Here is a 15,833-nt window from a genome sequence, read left to right as displayed (position 1 = left end):
AGTAAGTGAAGTGAAAGTAGACGGCTACGAGACAAAAGTAGAAGGAACGACAATTACGAACACATACAAAAATACAGACAAAACCGAAGTAAGTGGTAAGAAAGTCTGGGATGATAACAATGCAATAGATCGTCCGCTATCCATCAAAGTAGACTTATTACAAAATGGAAAAGTTATTGACACGAAAGAAGTAAGTGTGGCAACAAACTGGAAGTACACGTTCGAAAAACTACGAGTATACGATGCAAATGGAGTAGCGTATAAGTATGAAGTGAAGGAACAACCAGTAGCGGGATACAAGTCCGAAATAAATGGTTATGACATCACAAATACAAAAATCAAGGACGATCCAAAAGATCCAAGTACAGATCCAAAAGATCCAAACACAAACACAAATAACAATAGCGATTCAAAAGTTCCATCTACTACAGAAAATGATAAGCCAACATTACTTCCTAACACAGGAGGAACATCAGCAGGAATGAGTTCAATTCTTGGAGGTATGGTATTGTTCCTTTTAGGTGGAATCCTATTCGCTCGTCAGCGAATTAAATAATAAAAAAGCCTTAGATTATTAATTACACTGTAATCTGAGTAGCTGACAAATTAAAAAATTACTATTGATATTGTGCCCTTTAGGTAAGTATTCAAAAACACTTCACAATAAGGTGAAGGGAAGAATGCAGCCTGAAGGGTTTTTTTATAGAAAAAAGGGAACAATTTCAAGGTGGACTCAATCAGTGGCTCTAAAACGATAACAAAATAGTTTTTAAGAAGCCCATTATCATTGTTCCATAAGCTTAGAGCGTGGTATCTCATGTAATTTAAGGTCAATGCTATGTTTCATTAAGTTTTGGATGAATGCATAGCCATTTTTATAGCTAATTTAGAAATAGCATTTTGTAAAGCTTTGTTCTTGAGTAGCTGATGTAACGTTTATTTTAGGAATGAAGGTATTAGTTTCTGAAGTTCAAGTTAACACAACTGCAAGAGCACCTTTTTACAATCGAAAAATCTTCTCATTAGATGTAATCAATAGTATTTTAAATTTTTTATTCTACATAATGCTATATGATTTATATATTTTATTTATATATTGCGTTTTTAACTATACACCATAATACCATGTAATAAATATGCTTTTATGCATATTTATTTTTTCTTAATAAACAGCCACCGATTAATCGGTGGCTTGAAATAGTATTAAGCGGCTTTTTGTCCTGTTTTTACGGTGGAATGAAGGCTGTTATAGACACCAGTACCAATGACCTCTAATGCCATTTTCATACGTTCTAGCGAAATGTTTTCTAATACGTTATCTTGAGGTGTGTGATATACCTTCTCAATATGATAGATTAATGGATTCCAACTATCGACACCCATCCATATGAATAGGGCGGCCGGAATACCAACTTCAGCAAAAGGTACGTGATCACTAGAGCCAAATTTCCCTTGTAGAACCAGTTCATTATTTAATTGTTTACCAGCTTGTAAGGCTGCATCTGTTACAAGGTTTGGAGAACCATTAGGAGTCATAGCATATAAATTCTTCGCTTTATCATAATTTGTTGCAACCATGTCTGCATTAAAGACACCTAAAATTCGATTGCGTTCTTTTTGGGGCAGACTATTAACGTAATAATCGGAGCCAAGTAAGCCAGTCTCTTCAGAACCAAAAGCAATAAAACGAATTTCTTTATCAGTTTCTACATTTTGAAAAGCGCGTGCTAGCTCTAATACTAACCCTGTACCAGAAGCATTGTCATTTGCTCCAGGTGCTCCTACTACGCTATCATAGTGCGAACTTACAACGACAGCTTTTTCATTACCTGTACTATTTTTAGGTTTCTTTTTAGCGATGACGTTTAATGATGTTAAATTAGATTCATGTCTTGCTTTTAGGGAAAGAATTGTTGTCCCTTTTTTAGCAATTTCCTCTTTAAATGCATTTCCTTGCGCATAAGCAAGACCAAAGACAGGGATAGATTGCTTTTTCGTTAGGCGAGGATTGAAGGTTTGTCCATAATTTCCGCGTCCGCCAATTAAACTGTATAAAAGAACTCCTTTTGCTCCTTTACTAACAGCATTTTCAACTTGTTTATTATAGTCAGCAACTGTTGTTCCTCTTTCAAATAGAACTATTTTTCCGTTTACTTCATTTGGGATATCCTCTAATTTTGTTCCACCTTGAACAAAGATAAGAGGGGCTGTAACAGCTTCTGTAGAAATTAGCGCGTTAGGAGCAGCACCAGCTTGCCAATTACGCTTTGTGGATAATGGTGATTCTATAAATCCAACGTATTGATCAGGTACTTGAAATGGTTGATATTCTACTTCATAGCCCATTGATTTAAGCTGCATACCAACGTAGCGAGAAGCCCATTCTTCTGATTTTGTCCCACCAGGGCGAGGACCAATTGTTTCGGATAAGAAACGGATGTGTTCGATGGCGCGGCTTGCATCAACTTGTTTTGTGATAGGTGAAGTTTGTGTGATTTCTGACGTGGAATCAGCTTTGGCTTGTCCGACTGGAGCTATGCTAACAGCGAGTGATACAGCAAGCAAAGAGCTTACTATTTTTTGTTTCAAAGATTTTTTCATTTTTTCCTCTCCTATTCTTCTATTCTCTCTGACTGACAAAAGAAGACGGATAACGACTTCATTTTACCTTTACTCTTGTTTATTTTCAATATTCTGACATTGAGAAATAAAAAACGATGTATGCATATTTGCATATTTTTGATGGAGACATGTATGCTATCATTTTAAATGAAGGTTCGCTTTCTGCTTGGAAAGCTCCTACATTGCATGAATCTAGTGTACCCAAACTTTAGATTATGTAGAGAAAAGAATCCACTGTAGGGTTTCTTTTCTCATGTTTGAATCATGTGATGATAAATATGTTTCCGCATTTCATACTTATTATCAGTGATATATGTAAGGCATCCATATGAAAATACGAGGCTGTTCAAAGGTTTTCCGTACTTTTGGACAGCCTCACCCCGTTAAAAGGACGATACTTTATGTATCGCCCTTTTTCAGGCTGTGGAGAAAATCTTTTCTACAGCCTAAAAAAGAACCGCTTCCTATGAACTGTACCCTATAAAATGGACAGTTTAATAAAAAAGCCCTGAAAAATCAAGCCCTGAAAAATCAAGCACTTAAAAGATGGTTCCGATATTCGATCAGAGCCATCTTTTTTAATGTCCACTGATAACGATTATAATTATACTCTTCCATATAATCCTTTATGTTGAGCTCAAGGGATTCAAAGGTTTGACAATCTTTGTAATCTAATTCATCTTTCATATGACCAAAGAAGGATTCCATTGGGGCATTGTCTAAACAATTGCCCCTACGGGACATAGATTGTTTGATCCCCATTTCTCTTACACGTTTCTGAAATTCAGGGTGTGTATAATGAATACCTTGGTCTGAATGTAGAAGCGCTTCAGGATGGATGACTTCTCCTAATCTCTCTTTCAAGTTATCTAATGTTTGATAGACGATATCCATTTGTAAAGAAGAGGAGACATGATAGGCTAAAATCTCTCGTGTTGTACTGTCTTTTACACATGATAAATAAGCCTTCTTTCCTTGTCCATAAAATAAATAGGTAATATCGGTTAACATACTTTTTTCAGGCTCTTCTTGATTGAATTGGCGATTTAAAAGGTTCGGACATGTTTTATGTTCTTGTGTCGCTTTTGCGATGTGTTTATAAGGATTTGCTCGGCGAATCTTTGTCACAAGATTATATTTACGCATAATACGGTAAATACGCTTGAGATTCATACAAATTCCTTTTGTCTTTTCCAACACCATTTTGATAGAACGACCACCACATATTTTTCCTTTTCGATTAAAAATTTCTTGGATCCATTCATAATCTGTTTCATCATTACGTTCTTTTTCTAGATGTTTATCTGACTGATGAAGCCACGCATAGTATCCACTCCGACTTACCCCAGCCAGTGTACAAAGGTAACGCACCATACGTGGGAATTGGAAGCGACGTATGGTTTGTTCAATCAGTGCGTATGTTTCTCGTGGTGTTAACGCTTCTTCTGTAACGCCTGCCTTTCGAGTTCGTCTAACTTTTTTAGGAATGTCAATTCCGCTTCTAAAAACGCAATACGTGCTTCCGCTTTTTTTAATTTTTCATCAGAAGAGAGAGCTTTTTCCGAAGGGCGTCCCGTGCTTCCTTTCCCGCGGCGTTCTGTATAAAAGCCCTCTTCACCAAATTGTTCAAAGGTTCTTCGCCAGCGTTTCAAGCATTGTTTTGGTTTCTTCTCACCAATCACAGCTAAGTCAAACCCATTCTCTAAAAAGATTTGGCTAGGACCTTTTCCTTGTTGATTTTCTTTTACCGCTCTTATTTTGAAATCAGGACAATAGCTAATCGAACGTTCCGACGCTTTTAATACATTTTTATTTTTTTCTAGCTGTTTCATTTGAATCTCGTTAAAAATAATTTTACTCATTCTCCGTACCTCATTTCTATCGTTGATTCCATTATAACGAGGTTTTTTGATAAAAATACACAAAAACCCCGAATCATGGGGCTTTTTTTAAGTGTCCATGATTCGGGGGACAGTTCACCTACTAAGAAGCGGTTCCTTTTTTATATTTCTGTTAAAATTATCGGTTCGCCGCGTGTTACGACAACTGTATGTTCACATTGTGCAACAAGGCTTTTATCAGGTGTAACGAATGTCCAACCATCATCGCCACGTTCGATAATATGATCAGCTTTCATAGAAATGAATGGCTCTACAGCGATAACAAGACCGTCTTTTAGAAGCGCATTATCCATTGGATCAAAATAGCTTAAAATGTGGTTTGGTGCTTCATGTAAGCTAAGACCAATACCGTGACCAGTTAAGTTTTGAATAACATTGTATCCATTTTTATGTGCAAAGTTTGAAACGGCACGACCAATTTGGTTTTGTTTTGAACCAGCTTTCACCTTTTTCATTGCTGCCCAAAAGGCATCAACAGCTGCTTGGCAAAGCTTTTCTTTTGCTTCATCTTCTCCAAGTACAAATGAAATACCTGTATCTGCATAATAACCATCAAGTGCTGCAGATACGTCGACATTTACAAGGTCGCCTTCTTTTAATACACGATCACCTGGAATACCGTGAGCAACTTCTTCGTTTACACTGATGCAAGTTACGCCAGGGAAATCATATTCTTTTTCAGGTGCAGAAATAGCACCATGCTCATCTAATACTTTTTTACCGATCAAATCAAGCTCTTTCGTTGTCATGCCTGGCTTCGCTTCTTTTTTCATTTCTTCACGTGCAAGCGCAACGATGCGGCCGATTTTTCGTAAGCCTTCTAAATCTTGTTCATTACGAATAATCATGAAAACCACTGTCCTTCCTCGAATATATATCTTACCCGATTGTATCATGTTTATTTTCGTCCTGCTACTCGCTTGCAGTATGGCGGATTGATTCCTCTCATAAAGAATACATGACAATTGTCATATCGATATCATGACGCATCATACTGTTTCCTAAGTTTTCCAAGGAATACAATGTAAATATAAGAAACAGCGGGGGTGGAGAGATGGAAAAGATTATTGAAGTAAGTAGTGTTTCTAAAACATTTAAACATAAAAAAGCAGTAAATAACGTTTCATTTCATGTGAATAAAGGAGAAATCGTAGCATTGCTTGGACCGAATGGTGCAGGGAAAACGACGATGATGTCGATGATGCTTGGATTAAAGGATCCGACGGAAGGAACGGTTTCTATATTCGGAAAGAGTCCAAAGCATAGAGATGTTCGTAATAGCCTCGGTGCGATGTTACAAGAAGTAAGTGTCATCGATAGCATTACAGTGGAAGAGGCAATTGAGTTATTCCGTAGCTATTATACGAACCCGGTAGCGAAAGAAACGTTGCTACAGTTATCGAATTTAAAATCAGAGAGAAAGCAAAGATGTGAGAAATTATCAGGAGGTCAAAAGAGAAGGTTAAATTTTGCACTCGCACTTGCAGGAAATCCAGATTTGTTATTTTTAGATGAGCCGACAGTTGGAATGGACATTACGTCTCGAAGAACATTTTGGGAAACAATTCGAAAGTTAGCAAGTGAAGGGAAAACGATTATTTTAACAACGCACTATTTAGAAGAAGCAGATGCATTAGCAAATCGTATTTTATTATTTGCGAATGGAAAGATTATCGCAGACGGTACGCCAGATGAGATGAAAGCGACGATTTCACGAAAAACAATCACGTTTTATTCGAAGGAAAGTATTCCTGCAAAATTACTAAAAGAATTACCAAACGTAACAGAAGTACAATCAAAAGAAGGACACTTCACTTTAGCAACAGAAGATACAGATGCAACGTTAAGAGCAATTTATGAAAAGAACTTACCTGTAACAGATGTTTCTGTTGAACGTGGAAGCCTTGATGAAGCATTTGAACAATTTATCACAAATCAGGAGGGGGAAATCGCATGAGAGCTTTATGGATGCAATGCAAAATAGAAATTTTACGTACGTTTCGTAATAAATTGTTTATCTTTTTCTCATTATTAATGCCAGTTATGTTTTATTACATTTTCACAAATGTGGTTCAAGTGCCACAAAACGGAGATGCGTGGAAAGCACATTATTTAATCTCAATGGCAACGTTCAGTATTGTAGGGACAGCACTTTTTAGTTTCGGTGTGAGAATTTCTCAAGAAAAAGGGCAGGGTTGGACACATCTTTTAAAAATTACACCACTTCCAGAGGGAGCGTATATAACAGCGAAGATTATCGCTCAAACTGTAGTGAATGCTTTTTCAATCTTAGTTATCTTTATCGCAGGAATATTAATTAATCATGTTGAGTTAACAGTAGGGCAATGGATTGGTGCTGGATTATGGTTGTTGTTAGGTGTGACACCATTTTTAGCGTTAGGAACAGTAATAGGTTCTATTAAGAAGGCGGATGCTGCTGCGGGCTTAGCGAATATTTTAAATATGTGTTTAGCAATTCTTGGTGGTCTATGGATGCCGATCGAAGTATTCCCGAAAATATTAAGATCTATTAGTGAATGGACACCAACATATCATTTTGGAAGCGGTGCATGGGATATTGTAGCTGGAAAATCAATTGGTTGGGAAAATATCGCGGTATTAGGAGGCTATTTCCTTATATTTGTTGTAGTATCAATATATATAAGAAAAAGACAGGAAGCGGTATAAATGATAGAGAAGAAGAGGATTGAGATTTTTCCGAAACATATGGGATTCTTTCCGTATATGTTTCTTGTGTATTTATTATTTCCAATTTACCATTTAGCGCAAGTGTCAGGATGGAAGTTTGTGCTAGGGAGCGGTATGTTGATACTTTTTATTATCACATACCGTCAACTTTATTTTGTTCAGAAGACGTTTGTTTTGTGGGCATGTATACAGATGGTGCTCATCTATTTATTTGCTTTATTTTATAATCCCTTCATGATATTCTTTGGCTTTTTCACGGCAAGTGCGATGGGATTTGCACCAAGTAAGAAAGTATTTCGGATATTACTATGTTTGTTAGTTGTAATGCTTGGAGCATTTGTATTTGTAAATATGAATCAACTAACACCGACAAGTTTAGTAAATGTCGTTCCAATGTTTATTTTAATGCTTCTTACACCATTTGGTATGCGCAACTTTAATCAGAAAAAGATGTTAAGAAATCAATTAAACGAAGCGAATGAGCAAATTAAAGATTTGGTGAAACGTGAAGAGCGGCAGCGAATCGCAAGAGATCTTCATGATACGTTAGGGCATACGCTATCTCTTATTACGTTAAAAAGTCAGCTCGTTGAGAAATTAATTGTGAAAAATCCAGAGCGCGCAAGTGCGGAAGCGAAAGAAATTACACAAACATCTCGTACCGCTTTAAAGCAGCTAAGAGAATTAATTTCTGATATGCGCATGATTACAGTAGAAGAAGAGCTTGAGCAAATAAAAGCGATCTTACAAGCTGCTAATATTGAATTAGAGATAAAACAAGAAACGAGTGCAAGTTCGTTATCACCCATTGAACAAAATATTTTAGGGATGTGTTTACGTGAAGCTGTTACGAATGTTGTAAAGCATAGTAAGGCGACACGTTGCACGGTTTCTGTACGAGAATCACAAGGTGAATTGATTTTGACAGTAGAAGATAACGGAATCGGTTTAGCGGACCAAAACCACGATGGGAATGGTATTCGTGGTATGAAGGAGCGAATCGCTCTTATTGATGGGTTTGTTGAACTGGGTACGATTAATCCAGGAACACTATTAACAGTAAAAGTTCCAGTTGTTATTAGAACAGGAAAAGATGAGGTGAAGGCATGATTCGTATCATTATTGCAGAAGATCAACGGATGCTTCGTGGTGCGTTAGGAGCCCTGCTTGATCTAGAAGATGATATTGAAGTAATTGGGCAAGCAGCGAACGGAGAAGAGGCGCTAAAACTAATCGAATCGTTAAAACCTGATGTAAGCATTATGGATATTGAAATGCCAATTCAAAGCGGGTTAGATGTTGCAGAAACGTTGAAGAAAGAAAAATCGGCATGTAAAGTAATGATTTTAACAACATTTGCGCGCCCTGGATATTTTGAGCGAGCAATGAAAGCTGGTGTGCACGGATATTTATTAAAAGATAGCCCAAGCGAGGATTTAGCGGCATCGATTCGCAACGTAATGAAAGGTAAACGAGAGATCTCTCAAGATTTAATGTTCGGCTTATGGCAGGAGCAAAATCCGTTATCAGATCGCGAAAAAGAAGTATTGCTACTTGCGAAAGAAGGAAAGACAGCAAATGAAATTGCAAAGACACTTTATCTTTCACCTGGTACAGTACGTAATTATATTTCTGAAGTATTAACGAAGCTGGATGCAAAAAATAGAATTGAGGCAATTACAATTGCAGAAGAAAAGGGATGGATATGAAAAGAAGTTTACCTATGAGTGGTAAACTTCTTTTTTTGTAATTCCGTCTCAGTTATATAGTCTGGAATTAGAGAGGGATTGCGTCATGTAGATTTTACTTCATTTTTCGACAAAAAATTTGTTATAGTAGGATTAGGTTATTGGTCTAAATTCTGGATAACTTTACCACTAACAGTTGTGATTACTCCATTTTTATCTACTTTTATAATGAGATCTTGATCATATACTTTATAGTTTTTATAAGTTTGTGCAAGATAAAATTCGGTTTGGTTTTCTTTATCGGTAGGTTGAAATTCTACATTTTTTCAGTTGTTACTTGCTCTTGTTGAGCCTTAGCCCCATTTACCTCACCTTTTAAATACTTTTTTGCAATATTTTCTTTTATATCATTTTGAGGTTGTGTTAATTTCTAAATTGTTAAGCTAGGCTGAGCAATTTCAACTTTTAGTTCATTTTGCCTAATTCTTAGGTGTGGGTAGCTTTTGCCGATAAAGGATAAAAAAGACCGAGTGTAATGGAAGCATGGGCAAGTTGTCTGCAATTTATCTATAATACTCCTAATCTATTATTGTATGTGAGATGAATTGTATGAAAAATTTGCCGAATTTTATATATATTATGCATTATTTCATATCAAAAATTGTCGAATTCACATTATTGTAGTGGTATGACAACTCGAAAAATTAGATTGTTATAGTGGGATGGTGAGTAAGTATGCACGCAGAAAAATTAGGAAGTGAAATTAAGAAAATTAGGATGATGCGGGGATTAACACAAAAACAGTTATCCGAGAATATATGTCATCAATCGGAAGTGAGCCGAATTGAATCGGGCGCGGTATACCCAAGTATGGATATATTGCAAGGTATTGCAGCAAAGTTACAAGTTCCCATTATCCATTTTTATGAGGTACTTATTTATTCTGACATGGAAAGGAATAAGCAGTTAAAAGACCGAATTATTATGCTCTGTAAGGAAAAGAAATATAAAGAAATTTATAATAAAGTATGGAATGAGTTGAAAAAGGAAGAATATCATCCTGAGCTTCAGCAGTTTCTTCAATGGCAATATCATGTAGCTGCTTACATATTGAAAAAAATTGATTACGAATATTGTATTTCAGAATTAAAGAAATTGCTCAATCAACAATTGGCAGGGATAGACGTATATCAGAACCTTTATATTGAAAACGCAATTGCAAACATTTACGCTGAAAATGGCCATTTTAAGAAGAGTATTGAGTTATATGAAAATATATTAAAACAATTAGAAGTATTACATGATAATAAAGAGTTTGATGTAAAGGTGAGACATAATCATGCAAAAGCATTATACTTGGACAATCAATACGAAGAAGCACTTTGTCATGCAAATAAAGCCATTGAATTATCGTGTCAAATTAATAGTATGACATTGATTGGGCAGTTATACTATCGAAAAGTTGAATGCCTAGAAAAGTTAGAGTGTGATAGAGCAGAAATTGAAGATGCTTGCGAAAAAGCTTACTTCTTTTTCGATATATTAGGAAACCATACATTAAAAGAATCAATTATAAAAAGAATGAAGAAATAAACAAGATTTAAAAAGTAAATATGCATAATTGCATAAGATATGGATGGATTTTCATGATATATTTAAAGAAAAAAATGCGGGTGATGGAATATGAAAAAACTACTTATTGGTAGTCTGTTAACGTTAGCAATGGCATGGGGTATTTCATTAGGAGATACAGCTTTAGAGAAAAACCAAGTAATTTCTCATAATGATCAAGAAGTACAATTAGCTTCAGATGTACCTTTTGAATATTAAAAAAACAACCGTCTTACTTAGACGGTTGTTTTTTTGTGGAGTAACCTCCAAACGTCTTTACTAGAAACGGGCTTGCTAATAAAGAATCCTTGAATGTTGTCACAGTTTTGCTCATATAAAAACTTCCATTGTTCTTCGGTCTCTACACCTTCTGCAATCACTTCTAAATTTAGTTCTTTTGATAGTGTAATAATGGAAGAGATAATCGCCTCTTCTAAAGGACTAGTTGTAATGCCGCAAATAAATTCCCGAGCAATTTTTAATGTATTAATTGGATATTTTGTTAAATAAGCTAAAGAACTATAACCAGTTCCAAAGTCATCGATTGAAATTTGAATACCGAGATTTTGAAGCTGTTCTAGTTTTGCAACTACAGATTGATTTTGATTAATTGCAATGCTTTCCGTAATTTCAATATCTAGTGCTTCTGGTTTTAGTTCTGTTTCTTCTAACACTTTTGAAATGGTTGGAATTAAATTTGTATGGTTAAATTGAACAACAGATAAATTCACACCAACTTTCAAGTGAGAAAAACCTTGATTATGCCACCTTTTTGCCTCTAAGCAGGCGGTACGTAAAATCCAATTTCCAAGCTCAATAATAAATCCGGTTTCCTCTGCTAGAGGAATGAATTGAGCAGGCGATACGATACCAAGTTTTGGATGCTTCCAACGAATTAATGCTTCAAAACCGATAATTTGTTTTGTTTTTGTGCTTACTTGTGGCTGATATTCCAGGAAAAATTCATTTTGTTGTAATGCTTTTGCAAGTTCGCCTTCTAAAAATTGGATTTCATTTTGTGCGATACTTATTTCTTTTGAGAAGAAAACAAATCGATTTTTTCCATTTGCCTTCGCGCGATACATAGCCATATCAGCGTTTTTCATTAATTCAGTAACATCGGTTCCATAATCAGGGTACATTGCAATTCCGATACTCGGTGTAATAGACAGTTCTTCGCCTTGAATGAAGAATGGTTTGTTTAAAATATTTAAAATCTGTTCAGCAATAAAAGCCGCACTTTTTTCTGAGTACATATCTGGTAATAGAATTGTAAACTCATCTCCGCCTTGGCGAGCAACGACATCCTTTGAACGTAGGCAACTGCGTAATCGTTTTGCTACTTCAATTAATAATAGATCTCCGACATCGTGACCAAGTCTATCGTTAATTTTTTTGAATCTATCTAAATCAAGGAACATGACGGCAACATCATTCGCGCTAGTTTGAGCTGTATTTAAAATGTTTTTTAAATCTTTTTCAAACTTTCGGCGATTTGGTAATCCAGTAAGTGCATCATGAAAGGCTAAATGTTCTACTTGTTTTTGCTTTTCATATAAAGTTGTAATATCACGTGCTATGCCGAACATCCCAACAACTTCTTTGTTTATGAAAGTAGGGATGAGTGTAATGTGAAGGTAATAGTAATAGCCTTCTTTTTCTTTTGTGCGAACTTCTAAAGTTTGTGGTCTACCTTTTTTCGTTAGTTGTAAAGCTTTCTTTAGTAAATCATGGTCTTTTGAGTCAATAAAGTGTAAAAGGGAATAGCTTTCTACTTCACAATAGTAGGCAGTAAATAAGCTTTCGCAAGCTGTATTAGACTGTTGGAAAATACCATACATATTTAAAGAGAAAACAGCATCCGGGTGATCTTCGAATAAAGATTTATAACGTTGTTCACTTTTTGATAACGCAGATGCACCTTCTTCTACTTTGTCTTCTAGTTGTGTAGTCAACTGCTCGTATGTATCGATTAGTGCCTGATTATCTTTCCACATATAAAGTTGTCGTAAGAACAATAAGATGAGAGATAATACTAGACCGATCAACATGAACTTATCATCCCAAGGTTGAAAGATAATAAAAGAAAAAGTAATGATTATACTAAAATAAGGTAATATAAAGCGCACATAATCAAACCGATAATATTTTGTTTTCGTTTCATGCTGCATTGGTTTATCTAAAATATATAGTATGGATGACAAACCAATTAATAAAATCGAAGCAGTATGTATTAAGTAAGAGACTTCAGAAGAAGTTTTCATCCCTGCGTTTAATTGAAAGAGATGTATATATCCGTATACAAGTATGATAGTAAAGCCGATAATTAATGAGATTCTACTAGCAGAATATTGTTCTCGTCTATATAGACTAATAACGGCGTAAATGACTAATGATTGTGCAATAAAGTATCCAATTAAAACCCAATGATCTGTTGTTAACATACGAAAGCTTGAACGGTCTAAAATAAAAGTTAAGGTAAAATAAATATTCATAATAATGATAAAGATGCTATCGAATGAAAATTGAGCTAGGCCTCTAATAGAGTAATGTTTTATGAACTTTATAGCAAAGCCAGAAAAGAGCAAAATATATTGTACGATAAAAAAGGGTAATGCCGTATATGAGAATATGACTTGGTCATATATAGAAAGTGAATGAAGAAATAAAGTTATCTCCATTGTCAATCCACATAGGCAAGTGCATAGTAATAAAACCCAAAATAATTTATCACCGCGCTTCATTTTCTTAATAGCTTTATATAAGCAATAGCAAGAAAAGAGTGCAGCAAAACAAAATAAGAAGAGAATTCCAATTTCTTTTATATTCAAGTTCTTAGGAATAAGAAATATCCAAAGAGAAAATATAATTATATATATCATAACAAAGTGTACATATTTTTTTTGATTAATCATATTATGACTCCGTTTCAATAAAGTTGAATCACAGGTGGAAAATGCTAATTCCAATCATAGCATATAAAATAGGGTGTTTTTTACTAAAAAAATTACTTTTTTTGAAAAAAATAGCTCAACATTACAATTTACCATTGTAATGTTGAGCTATTTATTCTTTTTATTCCTCTTATAGCGGATAATTCATGTATGAATTGCAGCATCGCTAAATCTTTCTGTTTACTTTCAATCATAATATCGAAATTATGATTGATTTTTTTTGCAACGTGTAAGAAAGGTTTAATAAACTCTAAATCAATATATTCCGCGTGAGCCCTAAATTCTTTTTTTGATTTAGGGGAGGAAATATGAACTTTAGGAAGGATATTTGTATGTGCCCAAGTTTCAAAAATTGCAGGAAGTAACTCTTCTAACGGTTCTTCGCAAAGATTTGCCATGTGATGATGATAATCAAATACAAATGGAATCTTTTCTTTTTGGCAAATAGATAAAGTTTCAGCAGTTGTATATGTTTTATCATCATTTTCAAGTGTCATTTGCCTCTTTATATGTGCAGGAAGTTTTTTTATGTTTTCATGGAAACGTTCAACCGCTTTTTCTTTATTTCCGTAGGCACCACCTACATGGATGTTAATATAAGAAGAATCTGCAATTCCTATTGCATCTAATACTTTATAGTGATAAGTCATATCTGTAATAGCGTTAGTTGTAATGTGTGGCTTATCGCTTGTAAATAGCGTAAATTGATTTGGATGAAAACTTACTCGTAAATTATGTTCTTTAATTAATGCCCCAATTGTACGCCAAAGCGGTGTGAACAACCTGATGTAATCAAACTCGACTTCGGGATGTGTTGCAAGTGGGACGATGGAAGAAGATAAGCGATATAATGGAATTTCATGCGCTATATTGTAATGAAGAATACGTATTGTATGCTCAAGATTCTGTCGCGTAACATCGTATAATTTATCTTCTCGTTCTTGTTTACTAAGCTTTTGAAAGCTTGTAAATGTCATCGTTTTAGCCGGAGAACAGTCCCAGAGTGCCATTGCATGTGAGACATATCCGAAACGCATAATCATAATGAATACATCTCCTTTATACATTATCTTTCCTATAGAAAGAAAGCAAGTATTGTTCCTATCCATTCTTTGCCTCTATTAATGAGAGAATTCGGACTAACATCTTTCAAGGAAAGTAATGAAGCATTTTCTAGATCTTCGTGGAATTTATTTTTTACTGTTTGTATAAAATGTTCATCATATAAAAGGCAGTTGATTTCATGGTTAATATATAAACTTCTCATATCAAAGTTTGCAGTTCCGATATCACAGATGTAGTCATCAACTATAATAACTTTAGCGTGAAAAAAACCTTGTTGAAATGCGTAAATATTACAGCCAGCTTGTATTAACTTTCGGCAATATGGGAATTTTGCTTCTCGAACAAGGGGGTGATCCGCTTTTTCTGGAACGAGAATTGTGATTTGAACCCCGCGTTTTCGTGCTTCTAATAATGCATTCATAATTTTTCTTCCAGGAATGAAATATGGTGTACCGATAAAGAGTTCTTTTTCTGCGCTTTCAATTAAATATAAAAATGTATTTTGCAAGTAGGCCCCATCAGTAGGGATAAAACGATGCAGAATGGTTCCTGGTTGTTGCTTAGGAAAATAAAGAGATGCCTCTAATAAATTTTGGTCTGTATCGTCCAGCCAATCATGTAAAAATTGCCTTTGTAAATCTTGTATTCCTTCTCCTGTAAGACGTAAATGATAATCGCGCCATAATCCTAATTTTTGATTATGCCCTAAATATTCTTCTCCAATATTAAATCCACCAATATAACCAATTTTCCCGTCGATAACTGTAATTTTTCTATGGTTTCTTTGATTTGCAGAAAAGAAAGGAAAAGGAAACTTTACTTTGTGACAAAATGAAAAAGAGACACCATGTTTTTGTAGGGAGCGAATGGCCTCATTTGATAAATGATGGCTTCCCAATCGATCGAGTAGAAGTCTTACTTCAATTCCTTCCTTTGCCTTGTCAATAAGTAACTTTAAAAATTCCCGGCTGATTTTATCGTTTTTTACAATGAAGAACAAAACGTGCACATGGTGTTTCGCCTGTTTTATATCAGTAAATAGAGCGTCATACAAATCTTTTCCGTATGTATAAAGGTGAAAATCACTTTGGCGTAAAGGGAAAGAACGAGAACGTACACGCTTTAAATGAACAATTCTCCCATAAGAAAGATCAATTACAATCCAGAGAGTGCTACCTATTAATAAGAGAGATAAGAAGAACATGAGTAAATTCCCTCCTTCACGGTCTTTCCACCATTCGTTTTTTATAAATCAAACATTCATTTTATCCTGTTATTTGTGG

At 35.0% G+C, this 15,833-nt stretch carries 13 protein-coding genes and 1 pseudogene; 7 read left to right on the top strand and 7 right to left on the bottom strand.

The annotated features are described in order from the left end of the window. A partial coding sequence (locus tag ACTFRN_RS15685) for a Cna B-type domain-containing protein (protein ID WP_440038237.1) occupies positions 1 to 556 on the top strand: 556 nt, incomplete at its 5' end. 647 nt (positions 557 to 1,203) lie between these two features. Here the strand turns inward: ACTFRN_RS15685 and ACTFRN_RS15680 are convergent. The 3 genes from ACTFRN_RS15680 to map form a co-directional block, all read right to left on the bottom strand. After that, on the bottom strand, positions 1,204 to 2,601 hold the full coding sequence (locus tag ACTFRN_RS15680) for a M28 family metallopeptidase (RefSeq protein ID WP_074567942.1): 1,398 nt from the start codon (positions 2,599 to 2,601) through the stop codon (positions 1,204 to 1,206). Between the two features lie 552 nt (positions 2,602 to 3,153). Further along, a protein-coding gene (locus ACTFRN_RS15675) for an IS3 family transposase (protein WP_088106305.1) occupies positions 3,154 to 4,484 on the bottom strand; the annotation gives its coding sequence in 2 pieces (ribosomal slippage) (positions 3,154 to 4,097 and positions 4,097 to 4,484; 1,332 coding nt in all). Between the two features lie 140 nt (positions 4,485 to 4,624). Continuing rightward, positions 4,625 to 5,419 carry a type I methionyl aminopeptidase gene (map, locus tag ACTFRN_RS15670; protein WP_002096176.1) on the bottom strand — a complete coding sequence of 265 codons (795 nt, stop codon included), beginning with the start codon at positions 5,417 to 5,419 and terminating at the stop codon, positions 4,625 to 4,627. 158 nt (positions 5,420 to 5,577) lie between these two features. On the opposite strand from map, the gene ACTFRN_RS15665 reads away from it, so the two are divergent. From ACTFRN_RS15665 to ACTFRN_RS15650, 4 genes are read left to right on the top strand one after another with little or no spacing between them, the layout of a single operon-like run. Next, complete coding sequence (locus ACTFRN_RS15665) at positions 5,578 to 6,480, top strand: ABC transporter ATP-binding protein (RefSeq protein WP_088106306.1); 903 nt, start codon at positions 5,578 to 5,580, stop codon at positions 6,478 to 6,480. Then, positions 6,477 to 7,211 carry an ABC transporter permease gene (locus tag ACTFRN_RS15660; RefSeq protein WP_001202426.1) on the top strand — a complete coding sequence of 245 codons (735 nt, stop codon included), beginning with the start codon at positions 6,477 to 6,479 and terminating at the stop codon, positions 7,209 to 7,211. Before ACTFRN_RS15665 ends, ACTFRN_RS15660 begins: the two co-directional genes overlap by 4 nt. Then, the gene (locus tag ACTFRN_RS15655) at positions 7,212 to 8,342 is read left to right on the top strand and encodes a sensor histidine kinase (protein ID WP_000570603.1); all 1,131 of its coding nucleotides are present in this window, start codon (positions 7,212 to 7,214) and stop codon (positions 8,340 to 8,342) included. Continuing rightward, the gene (locus ACTFRN_RS15650) at positions 8,339 to 8,941 is read left to right on the top strand and encodes a response regulator transcription factor (protein WP_000619255.1); all 603 of its coding nucleotides are present in this window, start codon (positions 8,339 to 8,341) and stop codon (positions 8,939 to 8,941) included. The genes ACTFRN_RS15655 and ACTFRN_RS15650 overlap by 4 nt, the downstream gene beginning before the upstream one ends. An 86-nt stretch (positions 8,942 to 9,027) precedes the next feature. Here the strand turns inward: ACTFRN_RS15650 and ACTFRN_RS15645 are convergent. After that, positions 9,028 to 9,487, bottom strand: a pseudogene (locus ACTFRN_RS15645) (M4 family metallopeptidase); the annotation flags it as partial. Positions 9,488 to 9,655: 168 nt separating this feature from the next. Here ACTFRN_RS15645 and plcR point away from each other — a divergent pair. Both plcR and papR read left to right on the top strand, forming a co-directional pair. Continuing rightward, on the top strand, positions 9,656 to 10,513 hold the full coding sequence (gene plcR / locus ACTFRN_RS15640; protein WP_000542905.1) for a transcriptional regulator PlcR: 858 nt from the start codon (positions 9,656 to 9,658) through the stop codon (positions 10,511 to 10,513). Positions 10,514 to 10,603: 90 nt separating this feature from the next. After that, entirely contained in the window at positions 10,604 to 10,750 is a 147-nt protein-coding gene (gene papR / locus ACTFRN_RS15635) for a quorum-sensing peptide PapR (protein WP_000734728.1), read from the top strand. 17 nt (positions 10,751 to 10,767) lie between these two features. On the opposite strand, the gene ACTFRN_RS15630 is transcribed toward papR, so the two are convergent. From ACTFRN_RS15630 to cls, 3 genes are all read right to left on the bottom strand, one after another. Then, the gene (locus tag ACTFRN_RS15630) at positions 10,768 to 13,446 is read right to left on the bottom strand and encodes a DUF4084 domain-containing protein (protein ID WP_000609936.1); all 2,679 of its coding nucleotides are present in this window, start codon (positions 13,444 to 13,446) and stop codon (positions 10,768 to 10,770) included. A gap of 128 nt (positions 13,447 to 13,574) precedes the next feature. Then, entirely contained in the window at positions 13,575 to 14,528 is a 954-nt protein-coding gene (gene uvsE, locus ACTFRN_RS15625; protein WP_014893402.1) for a UV DNA damage repair endonuclease UvsE, read from the bottom strand. Positions 14,529 to 14,560: 32 nt separating this feature from the next. Then, positions 14,561 to 15,754 (bottom strand): cardiolipin synthase, encoded by a 1,194-nt coding sequence (cls, locus tag ACTFRN_RS15620; protein WP_000465821.1) that lies wholly within the window; start codon positions 15,752 to 15,754, stop codon positions 14,561 to 14,563. Between the last annotated feature and the right edge of the window lie 79 nt (positions 15,755 to 15,833).

Origin of the sequence: Bacillus cereus group sp. MYBK245-2, assembly GCF_051916145.1 — a bacterium.
GTDB lineage: Bacteria > Bacillota > Bacilli > Bacillales > Bacillaceae_G > Bacillus_A > Bacillus_A pacificus.
Note: the sequence above shows the minus strand (reverse complement) of the source record. Positions and strands in the feature narration are given on the sequence as shown.

What these genes read in the sequence shown, in the direction of transcription:
- ACTFRN_RS15650 (WP_000619255.1), top strand. Translation starts at nt 8,339, where the DNA reads ATGATTCGTATCATTATTGCAGAAGATCAACGGATGCTTCGTGGTGCG.
- ACTFRN_RS15655 (WP_000570603.1), top strand. Translation starts at nt 7,212, where the DNA reads ATGATAGAGAAGAAGAGGATTGAGATTTTTCCGAAACATATGGGATTC.
- cls (WP_000465821.1), bottom strand. Translation starts at nt 15,754, where the DNA reads ATGTTCTTCTTATCTCTCTTATTAATAGGTAGCACTCTCTGGATTGTA.
- ACTFRN_RS15665 (WP_088106306.1), top strand. Translation starts at nt 5,578, where the DNA reads ATGGAAAAGATTATTGAAGTAAGTAGTGTTTCTAAAACATTTAAACAT.
- ACTFRN_RS15660 (WP_001202426.1), top strand. Translation starts at nt 6,477, where the DNA reads ATGAGAGCTTTATGGATGCAATGCAAAATAGAAATTTTACGTACGTTT.
- uvsE (WP_014893402.1), bottom strand. Translation starts at nt 14,528, where the DNA reads ATGATTATGCGTTTCGGATATGTCTCACATGCAATGGCACTCTGGGAC.
- papR (WP_000734728.1), top strand. Translation starts at nt 10,604, where the DNA reads ATGAAAAAACTACTTATTGGTAGTCTGTTAACGTTAGCAATGGCATGG.
- map (WP_002096176.1), bottom strand. Translation starts at nt 5,419, where the DNA reads ATGATACAATCGGGTAAGATATATATTCGAGGAAGGACAGTGGTTTTC.
- ACTFRN_RS15680 (WP_074567942.1), bottom strand. Translation starts at nt 2,601, where the DNA reads ATGAAAAAATCTTTGAAACAAAAAATAGTAAGCTCTTTGCTTGCTGTA.
- ACTFRN_RS15630 (WP_000609936.1), bottom strand. Translation starts at nt 13,446, where the DNA reads ATGATTAATCAAAAAAAATATGTACACTTTGTTATGATATATATAATT.
- plcR (WP_000542905.1), top strand. Translation starts at nt 9,656, where the DNA reads ATGCACGCAGAAAAATTAGGAAGTGAAATTAAGAAAATTAGGATGATG.